At 55.8% G+C, this 13124-nt stretch carries 5 protein-coding genes; 1 reads left to right on the forward strand and 4 read right to left on the reverse strand.

Going from position 1 to position 13124, the window contains the following annotated elements; genetic code table 11:
• Positions 1-3: 3 nt before the first annotated feature.
• The 4 genes from QA596_03820 to QA596_03835 all read right to left on the reverse strand — a co-directional run bounded on the left by QA596_03820 (position 4) and on the right by QA596_03835 (position 9555).
• Positions 4-2937, reverse strand: a complete 2934-nt coding sequence (locus tag QA596_03820; GenBank protein MDG5766583.1) for a TonB-dependent receptor — start codon at positions 2935-2937, stop codon at positions 4-6.
• 12 nt (positions 2938-2949) lie between these two features.
• A complete protein-coding gene (locus QA596_03825) occupies positions 2950-4503 on the reverse strand; it encodes a hypothetical protein (protein MDG5766584.1) in 1554 nt (517 codons plus the stop codon).
• 109 nt (positions 4504-4612) lie between these two features.
• Positions 4613-7351: a T9SS type A sorting domain-containing protein gene (locus QA596_03830; protein MDG5766585.1), complete on the reverse strand. Its 2739-nt coding sequence runs from the start codon at positions 7349-7351 to the stop codon at positions 4613-4615.
• 119 nt (positions 7352-7470) lie between these two features.
• Complete coding sequence (locus QA596_03835; protein MDG5766586.1) at positions 7471-9555, reverse strand: hypothetical protein; 2085 nt, start codon at positions 9553-9555, stop codon at positions 7471-7473.
• A 431-nt stretch (positions 9556-9986) separates the two neighbouring features.
• Here QA596_03835 and QA596_03840 point away from each other — a divergent pair, with 431 nt between their 5' ends.
• Complete coding sequence (locus tag QA596_03840; GenBank protein ID MDG5766587.1) at positions 9987-13121, forward strand: phospholipase D-like domain-containing protein; 3135 nt, start codon at positions 9987-9989, stop codon at positions 13119-13121.
• The last annotated feature ends 3 nt before the right edge of the window (positions 13122-13124 follow it).

Here is a 13124-nt window from a genome sequence, read left to right on the forward strand (position 1 = left end):
CCTTTAGAAATTGACGGCAAAACCAAACATGATATGCCGCTGCTGGAGGAAATTGGCTGGATTCCTGTACGACGGAATATTGTTGTCGCGCGGGTCGAGGTAGCGTTCGTCACGGACATTGGCCGGAACATCGTAGCTTCGGTCGTCGCGAAGGGCCCGCAGTTCATCCGGGTCGCTGGGATAGTCGGTTTTATAGGCTTTGCCGGTTACCGGGTTGATGATGGCGGGATTACTGGAATTCAGCAAATTGGTGACTTCCAGAAATGCGATGAAGCGGGTGTTGCCGATGGTAAACCAGCGCTGGAAGTTGAGGTCGAATATCCACCACGCCGGTCCCACACCGGAAAATCGCTCGGATGGCTCGTTGTTCCGCTGATAGATGGGGCGCCAGTTTTGCTCTCCCGTAACAGGATGACGCTCATTTCCGACAAAATCGAAGGGAGTGTAGCGCATTCCGCTTCGGTAGTTACCGGAGACGTAGAGCTTCATCCGGTTGAGCGGTGCCAGTCCCAGCAACGGTTCGGGCCGGTTATAGGTAAACGTGACATTGGCTTTGATATCCCAGGGGCGGTCCCAGGCAAGCGGGGTCTCGACATTGAAGCCGAACTGGTCACCGGCCAGGATGTTTCTCAGGGCATCGTTGGCGGTCGAGCTGAGGCCTTCCGCACGGGAGTAGGTTACCGAAAGATTCCCCATGAACCAGTCTCTGTGCCGCTTGATGTAGGTCACTTCCACGCCACGCACTCTCGCAAAATCCCCGTTCACCCGGAAGTTCCGTTCGGTGGGATTTCCGGCGGCGTCTTCGATGATCAGACGCTCGGAAGTTACGAAGTCGTACTTATCGCTCCAGAATGCCGAAATATTGAGGGCGTCATTGGATGAAAGCTGGTTTCGGAGACCGATTTCGTAGGAAATGTCAACTTCCGGATCCAGGTTGGGATTACCCAGGTCGGCCAGAAAAGACCGGTCCTGATAAAACGGATCCAGGCCGGCGTAAACAAACGAAGGGTGCGGAAGTTTGGTTCTGTGGCCATAGTTGAAATAAAGTACCTGGTTTTCACGTACCGGGAAGGATACGCTTATACGCGGCAGCAGGCGCATTTTGAACCGGTTACCGAACAGGCTGTAGGTATTGTCCCGATAATCCTGGCGGATCTCATCGGCGATAGGCGCCATGGGATCATCCACCATGTCATCAACAAATTTGCCCGGAAACCAGTACTCAAGGCGGAGGCCCAGGTTGGCGATCAGACCCTGGTAGCGAATCTGATCGGTCACAAACAGGGCACCTCGACGCGGTTTCACGTTCCAGATATCCGAGGATGCTCCCAGGCGCTGGGTTTCGGTAAACGTGTCTTCGTCAATTCGGATGGGGGCACCGACCCAGGGGCGCCGGATATCGATCCACTGGTAATCGTTAAACTTCATCTCCAGTCCGACGCGCAGCCGGTTGTTTCGATTGAAGAAGTAATTGGTGGTGGTTGCGCGTACGGTGTACTCTTCGGCGTAATGGTCGTGCCACAGTGTGGCCAGCCCTCCGTTGTTCACCAATCCGGGGCCCGGAAGCACATAGTTGAAAGGCCTGCCCGTTTCAAAGATATCGGTGGGGGGCGTGACGATGCTCTCCCCGTCAAATTCACCGTCAACCAGCTCGGGACGCCAGTGCCGGCCGTTGGCATCGGCCCTGAGGCGCGTAAACATGCGGCTCACCTGGATATCGTAAAACATCCTGGGATTGATCGTGTGGGTCCATTTGACGTAGGCTAACTTGCTGTCGTGAGAATAGGTATTGGCGTTGTCGAGGTCTTCGGAGTAGAAAAACTGAAACCCCGGTCGAATCTGCACATCATCGCCCACGATCTGGAGCATACGGGTGTTCTGGTTGATGGTCAGCGATCGCTGATAGGAAGCCTCCATCCTCATGGAAGGCCGGATATTCCAGGTCAGTTTCCCCATGGCGCTCCAGCGGTTATCCTGGCGGGGCGACCAGAACGTGTTGTCAATCAGTGATGTTTCGATCTGATCGGCGGTCTGCTTGTAGAATTCGTTGGTGATATTGGCCTGCGCGGCGACGAAAAAGGTCATCTCACCCGGCACGTCAATACCGAGAGCCGGCAGCAGGCTTTGGTAGGTTTCTACCGGTCCGCCAAGACTGAATTCAAAAATATCGGTATAAAAATTACTGGATGTGGATGTCATCCGGCCGGGGTTATCCCGTTTGTGTGAAAAATAGCCGGAGTACTCCTGTCCGCCTGACTGTGTCGTTACGGTAACCACGCCGGAAGTCGCGTCGCCGACTTCAGCCCCTACCCCGCCGGTGGTCACTTCCACTTCGGCGTATGCTCCGGCGCCGAGATCCAGTCCGAATCCCGTTCCTGCCAGCGGATCCTGCGCCGAAACGCCATCCACAACAAATCCGGTTTCGGAAGAGCGTCCGCCGCGGATGTACAGGCCTGTCGGATCGCGGATGACGCCGGCCTGCTGGCCGACCACTTCATCAATTTGCCGGACCGGAGCCGCCTGGATATCATCTCTGGTGACCCTGGTGGACGTGGACGACTGTTCGATATCAAAGATGGGGCGCTCCCCGATCACAACCAGCTCGTCGTCGAACGTCAGTACCTGTTCCCGAAGCTCTATGTTCAGCTCGGTGGTTTCACCCGGCTGGACGCGGATGCCGGTGTAGAGTTGCCGCTCGAACCCGATGTAAGTGATTTCGATATCATAACTTCCGGGTCGGATATTGGTAATCCGGAATCTCCCATCCAGGTCGGTAGAGGCGCCATAGGCGGTTCCCCGGATGATTACGTTCACACCAATCAGTTCATCGCCGGTATCCGCATCAATTACCTGGCCGGCAATGGTGCCGGTCTGAGCCATGAGCGGGGCCGAAGCCAAAAGCAGCGGTAGTAAAAGCAGAAGTAAATATCTGTACATAATTATCCGGGATTACTGCTCAAAGTTAAGTTCATCAATAAGGAGAAACTCCAGGGCGCTTTTGAGGGCATCGTTGTACTCGAAACGATTCAGGTCATACCCGAAGTGAATCAATGTCTGTTCCGGGTTTCCTGCAACTATCAGCCTGGAGAAATCGAGGTTCGGGTCAAAGAACGGCCTGGTTCTGAAGTCGCCATCGAAATACCGGCGTGTATCCCCTGCCGGCAGCATGGGGTAGACACTTTCCGATCCCCGCGTCAACCGCAGGGTGTCAACCGGAACGGTTGCATGCGGGAAAAACGGGGCATCGTTGGTAAACCGAAAGCTGGTAAATCCACCGGGAGGCACCGGTTCCATACCTGTGTAGGGCAGAAAATCGAAGATGGCGTCTTCATCGGACATCCGCTTGGTCGGAATATTGACAAACATGGTTCCGCCGTTGTTGAAAAAGTCTATGGTCGAACGCAGCGCGTAGGTAATATTGCGGTCCATGTTTCCGGAGATCCAGTAGATATGATCCCAGGCGGCGAGAACCCGGTTCAGCGTGGGCTGCACCGGCCGGTGGAAGCTGTTGGAAATCGGCACTTTTTGTCCGCCGGTGGCCACTCCGTCCAGCACATGGAGATAGTCAACCTGTGTGAAGCCGATATCGGCAAGCAGTTGCCTGTGGAATGCCAGGGCCTCTTCTCCCATGGCGCCGGGGAAATCGTTTATGAACAAAATGCGTGACGTCTGCTCCTTGATATGCCATGAAAGGGTGTCGAGCTGGCTCTCAGCGCCGGCGTTATCGACAGCGCGGATATAAAAGGTGTTGCGGCTGTTCATCCGCACATTTTCCAGAACGTGGTCGGAAGGCGTGAAACTGCGACCGAGGTATACCGAAGCGGTGGACTGATCGCCGTTGGGTTCATCGATTACCATGCTCATGAAACTGACGTCGGGGGTAACCTCTATCCAGTTGCCCAGTGTATCGTTGACAACAAACTCATAATGCGAGAGGTTGGCTTCCCCGTCGGGATCGGTGGCGGTCCAGCCGAAACTGGCAATATGGAAGGTGGTATCCGGTGGCACTTCCATGTCGTGCTGGGGGGTGGTGGTGCGATGGAGCCGGATTTCCGGCGGGGAGTTTTCAATCGGGAAAACCACCGAAGCTCCTTCGGGATCCCGAGCCCCTTCGTTGTCGATAGCGCGAACGGTAAAACGGACATCAGCGACCCGCTCACCGAACGGGATCGGCAGGACAAAAACACTGTCCGTTTTCTCTGTGAACACCCATTCCACCTCATCTTCGGTTTCGGGGGTGTACCTCCATTCGCGATCCGTTATGGCAAATTCAAAACCGGTGACATAGCCGTCGGGATCATCTCCCCACCAGGAGATGTGTACCTGGCTTACCAGGCGCCTCCCCTGTGCCGAATCATCGTTTTCAAGGTTGATTTCGTTGATGGTTAGGTATGTGGATGGCGGAATATTCTCATTCATGTTCCCCTGCAGACCCGTGTCGCAGGAATACATACCAAACAGAATCAGGGACGCCAGCAGGATCAGCAGCAATCGTTGCATCATGGTCACATTGTTGCACCCGCACGTAAACGAACGGGTTGTAAAATGAAAGAGGTGCGGTGAAAAATAAAAAACGGGGAACCGGCCCGCTGCCGGCTCCCCGTGTAACAAACTACTTGAGAAGCATCATTTTGCGTGTCTGAACAAATGAGCCTGCCTCCATGCGATAAATATACATACCGCTGGCAAGCCGGCTGCCGTCGAAAGCGGCCGTATGCGTACCGGCCTGCAACTGCTCATTGACAAGCGTCATCACCCGCCGTCCCAGAATATCGAACACCGCGATGTTGACATGTGCATCGGTCGGCACATCAAACCGGATCTGTGTGACCGGGTTGAAGGGGTTCGGATAGTTCTGCTCCAGGGCGAACCTGCGCGGAAGCTCGGAGTCGTCGGCCGACGTCGGAGTTATATTCCGTTGCAGGGTGATATTGCGATGTAACGTTTCGAATACAGGATCCGAAGCTGCTTTGGTGGAAACCTGAACCGTATCCCGGCCGTCGGAAATCCATACGGTCCAGATGAAGTCTTCCGATTCGCCATCTTCGAGGCCGCGGCCTGCCAGGAAATCATCCAGCGTTTCCCAGGAAATCCGGATCGAGTTTTCGGCTCCGTCGTTGTTAGAGTGTTTCTTAAGCAGGTAGTTTTCGAAAAGCACATCCTCCGGATCGGAAAGCAGGAAGAAGTAGGTCACATCGTCACCATCGCGATCCGTACTCTCGGACCACATGGCCTCCAATGCCCTGTTCACATCCACTTCCGCGTTATTGGTGGGGTTGAAGAGCAGCAACGTTCTGGTGGGATAGAACATATCTTCAACGGGCTGCGCATCATCGAGGCTGCGGAGTGTCATTTTCGGGTTTCCATGGCTGAAGCCCAGTACACCCTGCACAAATTCCAGCTCGGCACCGCTTTTGATGTCGTTGTTGATAAAGGTGCCGAAGGTGCTGAATATCTGGATATCGCTTTGCGCCACATTATTCCGGACGCGCAGGGCGGAGTGTTCGTCATCCGGTGTTCCGGATGCGAAGCTCCACTCGCCGAAATCGCTGTTGGGAGCATCGGCCTGGTTGGTAACGATATAGGCGTCTTCCACACGGATCACCATACCTTCATAGGGTGCCCCCATGTGCTCCTGTCCGGTCAGGTCGGCGGTCGAAAGCACGGGAATAAGCGGAGAGTAATCCACTCCACGATCCAGAACCTCGAACTCCGTATCTTCCAGGTAAGTCACGTTTGCAAAACTGGGACTGGTGTTGCTGTTGGCAATTACTGCGGAATTGATGAGTATGCGATCTCCGCGGCGCAGGCTCATGGTGAGGCTGTCCGGTTCAAGGAAAATACCTGACCAGGCCGCGGGTGCGTTCGCTTCGTCATGAATCACGATATAACCGTTGGTGGAATCGGCAACCACAACCGCGGTGATATCCATTGGAAGCGCGCCAAGGCCGGCCAGCGTACTGGGGCCGCGCATTCCCGTAGTGGTTTCGGAGATCATCTGAATCGAGTTGACCCCCTGTTCCATGACGGTGAACTTCAATATGAAAGTCGCTTCCGGATCGGTGGGATCGCCGTCGCCGTCGCGAAGGAACCCGTTGATGTCGCGATTGTCGGTAATTCGGATCTCAAACTCCACGGTGGTGAGATCGTCGAAAGCCGGGAACGTGAAGCTGTAACTGCCGCCGGTTACGGCAAGCTCTTCCACAAACTCCTCGCCATTGACCCAGTAGAAAATCTCTACTTTTTCGATAATGGCATCATCATCGCCGGGGATCACATCAAAAGAAATGGTCACCTGTTCGTCAGAAGAGATGATATAATCGCTGATCTGGTAGTTGATAATTTCAGGCGGCAAGCCGATCATCTCCAGGTCGTTGCGAAGGCGGTAGGGATAGAATTCGGGCAGGTTCTCGTTGGTATAACGGATGGCGTTATCGCCGAAACCGAGCCAGCGCACCCCATCTTCCATGGCCACCAGGGCCATGGTGGCGGTACCGTCGGCCTCCCGGTTATCGGGATCGAATGTGTTGACAACCGCATATCCACTGTAGTTGATGACGGCGCCCGGTGGTGGCGGCACGTAGTTTCCGTCTACATCGGCCCTGCGGTAGTTGTACCCTTCGCGGTAGTTGTCGTGCCTGTCGTTTCGGTAGCGCAGGGACGTGTCGCGGTTATAGGCGATCACTCCGTCCTCAATCACATACATCCAGGGGCGCAGCGAAGTGATGTCGCGCGCGCCGACCACCGCGTCTTCCAGTTTGATGTACTGGTTGATGTACGTGGTGTAATTCTCCAGAATCAAACCCTGGCCGGTCGGGGTAATTTCGTTGATGTCGGTGAGCCGGACGGTCCAGGGCTCCAGCAGCTCCTGGTACTTCTCATACTCGGCATCCTCCCAGGCGTTTCCGACAGTGAGGATGTCGTCGGTGTTGAACTGGGCTGTATTTCCAAAAAAGCCCAAAGCTCCCCGGAAGGTGATAATGTCGCCAATGTCCAGGTTCTCCAGGGTAAAAAGCCCCTCTCCGTCAACCACAAGCTGGAGGCCCATGCCTTCCCGTCCCTGGGAGAGCGCCGTTGTATCCACGACAAAGACGTGAATCCGGTTGATGGTGCCTTCATCCGGATTATAGCCGGCCAGACCGGAGTTACGCGGATAGGAGGATACGATGGCGGTAACTTCTACTTCCTCTCCTACCAACGGATGGTTTGTGAGATCATCGAGGGAGGTGAGCGGGGGATCGTAGGTATTGAGATCACGTGCGGTTACTTGCGGTATATCGGCATAGGCGGTTGAAGCGCCGAATGCCAGAAGCAGAAAACCGCAGAAAAGGGATTGGTATATCTTCTTCATAGAAAGAGGTTTTATTACGGATGGTTGATTATGGTATGGATGGAGCTAACAAACTTCGTTTTGGGTACGGATAGCAGCAATCGGTAACCACAAGAGCGTACTTCCCGGTTGCTGCTGTATTATTTGATGATCGCAAGCCTTCCACGCTGAATACCGCCGCCGTCAAGGTCTTTGACAGTATAGAGGTAGAGGCCGGTCGTCAGGTCCTGGTTGGCATCGGAGAGCAGGTCCCAGTGGTGTTCGCCACCGGACATGACCCGATCCCCCGAGCTTAGATTACGGAACCAGCGGATGTCGCCCTGGTAGGTGTCGGAGTGGTGCGTCCTCTTCGCGACCACTTCGCCCGCGAGGGTGTAGATGGTCAGTTCGGCATTGGGCGGCAGGTTGAAGAACGTGAGTTTCCGTGTGAAGGGAGTGCCGCCGTCCCAGGAAGCACTCACCCGGTACGGGTTCGGGTAGACGCCCACCGGCTCTTCGAAGCCGACATTGGGGGTTGTACCGGGAAACACGTTCACGGCGTTGGCAGTCTGACTCGTTTCCAGTGAGCCGACTCCTTCACCGCCCCAGTCGAAAGCGGTGACCGAAAAGCTGTATTGCCATCCGCTCAGCATGCCATCGATGGTGTATCGATACCGGTATTCGGTATTATCGCCGGGGAATGTGACCGGCGATTCATGGTCGGGGATGCGGATCTCGTCGAATCCGGTATTGTAGCCGATCGGAGATTCCGGTGTGTCGAACTCGCGGATCAACTGCCGCTGGGAGAGGGTGCCACGCAGGTCATCGGCCAGCCTGGAGCGGTAAATCCGGTAGCCTGCAAAATCTTTTTCACCCGAAATCGGATCGACGGTCTGTTCCGCGCGGTCGTCCCAGTACACGGTTGCTCCCCCCTCTTCAAGTTCCACACGAATGCGTGGTACGTCCGGGGGCTCGGGCACCAGATAGCGGTTGCGTTCTCGTGAAAGGGTGTCGAACTGCCCTTCAAACAGGCGGTATGCCCAGTCTACGGTTTCCACAAGATTGACCCTGGTTTCCGGGGTATCGTGACTCTTGAACTGAAGTCCCTGATAATCATCCGGTTTGAGTGCCGCCACAAAGGCAAAATAGACGGTGACGGTTTCGCCCGGGAGCACTTCGGGAAAAGGACCTATCGAGTTGAGCTGAATGTAGTTCCCCTGCGCCATCTGGCCGTCGGTGCGAAGGCGTTCACGATGGGTATCTATCGGCCAGGGGTTGGCCATCCGGTCGTAGCGCTCCAAATCGTCGGAAGGCCGGGTGAAGTCGCCCGTACCTGCGCCAAAAAGCCAGAATGAGGGTTGCACCATCGGTGGCTGCAAGTTCATTTCATTCATCTCCTCCTCATAGAGGTGGGCGTAGCGGGGGTGAAATTCGACACCACGGTACTCGGACCCGAGGATGGAAGTGGCTCCATATGTGTTCAGGCTCGGTTCGTCATTGGACCCGGCATCGAACGCGTAGAGGGTGTAGAGGTTCTCGCCGCCGTCGTCCCGGCCCGCTTCATCCAGATAGCCGAATCCGCCTTTGTTGAAGAAATCGGAGCCGGTATCCAGGGTGGTGTTGATATTGCGGACCACCATGTCGGAGTACATGGCCAGGTAGACATCCCGCCAGGTATCGTTGCTTTTGTTGGTGATGTCGTAGCGCAGAATGCTGAGTCCCTCGGCAAAACCGAAATTCCAGTTATAGCTCTCCAGGGCGATGTCGGCATAGAGGGGCTGCTCGTGGCCCGAGATGGGGATCTGGTTGACGGTGGTATTACTGTCGGTGAAAAACGCCAGCAGGTCTTCATGGCTGACGGCGTCCACACTGAAGTGATCCGCATCGGTGAGGATGGAACGCCTGCCGATCCCGCGCCCATCGTTGGTAAATTCGAACCCGGCGGTTCCGGCGCTGTACCCGGATGGATGAGTTACGGCACCGGTACTTACACGAACGGCGCCATCGACCCGCGCTCCGATCCAGAGTCCGGCTTCAAACAGGTGTTCGGTTCCGGTGCCCCTTGGAAACTCCATGCTGGGGCGTTCGGGATCGGGCTGATTCCGGACATTCGGACGCCCGATGGTGCCGACGTTGGTGATCATCAGTCCGAGGTCGCTGACACCGACAGGTTGTTCATCACGTTCATGCTGTTGTGCCCGGACATCCGCGGCCGGCTGCAGTACCACCATAGATACTGCAAACAAGAGAGGGAGAGAATAGTAGCGAAAGCTCATTTATGAGGTAATCGTGCCAATTGAGAGGTTTTTTGATACTGATTCAGCTAAGCCCGGCTCCCCGGGTCTGCCTGCGATGGAACGGTTATCAGATCGATAAACTATCCCTTTTCGAGATTAAAAGAAAAGAGTAAAACCGTTCATTTTCGTTGCTAACAATATAGGTATTATCGCAAATTATTGCTTCAAGACAAAATGGGAACCGGCCGGTTTTATGAAAAGTTAATTCGTACCGTTCTGTTGAAATTTCTATTTTGAAGGATAACATCCTGTGCCGGGCCCCGCTATGAAGCCTGAGTCGCTTTTCCGGCCTGTAGACGGGCGATACCTGTGCCCGCCTGGTTCAACCGGCAGACATCCGCCGGCATACTCAAACACACTCTGTCAAAAAAATCCTCTTTATGAAGTTTCTATCTACTCTCGCCTTTCCACTCCTGTTTGCAGCCTTGCTGTTCCCCCTCGATACCCTTGCACAAGTAGTGCTCTTTGAAGATTTTGAAAGCGGCAGCAAGGGCGGGTATGCGGCAGGCACGGTCGAACTCGACTCCGGAATCTGGATGCTGAATGATGCCCTGCTGGGCAGACAGTCCGGCGACCTGACTATGGGTTCCCAGTCGGTCCGACTCCGCGACGGTCACATCAACATGGAGTTTGATGTCGATGGCGCCGGAGAGGTCCGCTTCTACCATGCCAATTCGCAGTTTTCCAATGACGGCGGCAGCAGCATACAGCTCCAGTATTCACAGAACGGGGGGGCTAGCTGGACCAACATCGGGGATGAGATTGTCTGCGCGGACGGTGCGCTCGAGCAGGCCGTAGTCGAAGCCAACATCGAGGGCAACGTCCGGTTCCGGATCATTAAATCGAATGGACCCTCCGGCGCCCGCATCAGCATCGACAATTTTGAAATCACCGAGTACCAGGAACCGTCCGATGATCCGCGCCTGCGTGTGGAGGTGGACGGCGCTACGGTCCGGCACCAGGATGAGATCGGTTTCGGAACCATCTCCATCGGCACGGAAGCGCGGAAATCCATCACCCTCACGAATACCGGCCTGGAGACACTTTCCATCACTACGGCCGTGTGGGAGGGCGATCCCGTTTTTTCTCTGGACGGAGCTACCGAGGATGATTTGGAACAAGGCGAATCCGTCACGTTCTCGCTTGTATTCGAACCCGCTTCTTCGAGCGACTTTTCCGGCACACTTTCCATTGCGTCAAACGATCCGGATCATCCGCAGTTCGAGCTTTCCATTACCGGGCGGGGGCTATCCGCCGACGGGCCTATCGACATCGCCGAGGCCCGCAACCTGGAATTGGGCACCATCGTTACCGTAACGGGGTGGGTCACCGTAGCCGATGAGCTTTCCGGACCCATCTACTTTCAGGACGAAACCGCCGGTATCGCGGCCTATTACACTCCGTTGATGCGGCACGAGGAAGCCGGCTTTATTCTGAATGTCTCGCACGGAGACTCCGTCGTGGTGCGCGGCGCGCTCAGTCAGTTCAACGACATGATTCAGATCTCTCCGGTAGCCGATGTGATGGATACGGTGGAAATCTCGGTCTATCCCGAGGGCAACCGCGTCATTGAGCCTGCCGAGATCTCCGTTTCCCAGCTGGAAAGCGGTGAGTATCAGGGGCAGCTCGTCCGCTTGAACGGTGTCAGCTTCCTTGACGGCGGCGCATTTGACGGCGACAGCAACTACGACTTTACCGACGGGGTTGCCGAATCGGAGGTACGCATCTCCAGTTTTACCGACATCCCCGGCCTTGCCATCCCGAACGTCCCTGTGGATATCGTCGGTGCCGTCAGCCGGTTCCGGCAATTCATCCAGGTCTTCCCCCGGTCACGGGCTGACATCATACAGATCGGCGATGCGCCGCTGTTTGTGAGCACGGCGCCGTTTGAAACGGCTGCAACCTCCGAATCGATCACCTTCGAGTGGGAAACCGACCGCCCCGGCACCAGCGAAATCTGCTACGGCGAAACCTCATCCCTGGAACTGGGTTGTATTGAGGACGCGGAGCCCAAAGAGCGGCATACTATGACGCTGGAGGGACTGGACCCCGCCACGATTTACAGCATTAAGATGCGATCGGTGGCCGGGACGGATACCAGCCGGACCACCCCCTACTATGTTACGACCTCCTCTTCAGCGGAAGCCAGCCAGGAGATCAACGTCTATTTCAACCAGTCGGTCGATCATTCTCTGGCGCTGCATGAAGAAGCCGTACAGAACTTCAATTATGTCGAACACTACGCCCGCAGAATCTTTGAAGCCGAACATTCGATCGACATGGCCTTCTACAGCACCAGCGGTGACGCGGGCAACCAGATTGCGACTCTACTGAGCCAGGTGCATGAACAGGGAGTGGAAGTGCGGGTGATCCTCGACCATGACACCGCCACCGACGCGGTCCGGAATATTCTCCAGAGCAGCGGTGTTCCGGTCATCGAAAGTGATTTCGGGACTCTGAACAGCAACCGAGACGGCATCCACCATAACAAATTCGCCATTATCGACTATCGGGGCGGCGACCCCGGCGATATCTGGCTGATCACCAGCTCATGGAACGCGACCGACCCCGGCACGCATGACCAGTACCAGAACATGATTGAGTTCCAGGATCCCTCTATTGCCGGTGCCTACACCCGCGAATTCGACCAGATGTGGGGGAGCACAACGACCACCCCTGATCCGGACAACGCCCGGTTCGGCGAGCAGAAACGGGTGGTGAACCCGTCGGTATTCTGGATCGGTGACAGCTACGTCAGGCTCTATTTTAGTCCGCAGGGCGGCACCGAACGCGCGATCATCGATGCCATAAACAATGCCGAACACAGCATCAATGTGGCCACCATGCTCGTAACACGCTTCGGAATTGCCAATGCAATGCAAGCCCGGCACAATGCCGGCGTGACCGTTCGCGGCCTGGTAAGCAATGTGAACGTTACCGGCAGCGTGTTCGATAATATCGCGGAATGGGCCGATTTCATCCACTTCCCGCAGAGCCAGTTCGGCCTGCTGCATCATAAATATGCCATTTTTGATGGCGAGGACACCAACTGGAACGGAACCGTGCTCACCGGTTCTCACAACTGGTCGGGTGCCGCCGACCGCACCAACGATGAGAACACGTTGGTTATACGCGATTCCCGGATCGCCAACCTCTACATGCAGGAGTTCAGCGCCCGGTATACCCAGGCCGGCGGAACAAATCCGATCACGGTGGATTCCGAAACCAACCTTTCGGAGGTGCCGGCCCGGTTCAAGGTGCATCAGAACTACCCCAACCCGTTCAACCCGGCTACCAACATCTCGTTCGAATTGCCCTCCGAGCATGTCGTGAACCTGCATCTCTACGACGCGGTGGGACGCCGGGTAGCCACCCTGCTGTCCGGCGAGAGCCTGGGCGCGGGCATCCACAGTGTGCGGTTTGACGCCTCCTCCCTGGCGAGCGGTATCTACATCTATCGGGTGGAGCTGCAGAACGGACAGTCCATCACCCGGAAAATGACCCTGATCAAGTAATCC

The organism is Balneolales bacterium ANBcel1 (assembly GCA_029688905.1).
Taxonomy (GTDB): Bacteria; Bacteroidota; Rhodothermia; order Balneolales; family Natronogracilivirgulaceae; genus SLLW01.

Coding starts and splice junctions, on each gene's coding strand:
- QA596_03820 (MDG5766583.1), bottom strand. CDS start 2,937: ATGTACAGATATTTACTTCTGCTTTTACTACCGCTGCTTTTGGCTTCG.
- QA596_03825 (MDG5766584.1), bottom strand. CDS start 4,503: ATGATGCAACGATTGCTGCTGATCCTGCTGGCGTCCCTGATTCTGTTT.
- QA596_03830 (MDG5766585.1), bottom strand. CDS start 7,351: ATGAAGAAGATATACCAATCCCTTTTCTGCGGTTTTCTGCTTCTGGCA.
- QA596_03840 (MDG5766587.1), top strand. CDS start 9,987: ATGAAGTTTCTATCTACTCTCGCCTTTCCACTCCTGTTTGCAGCCTTG.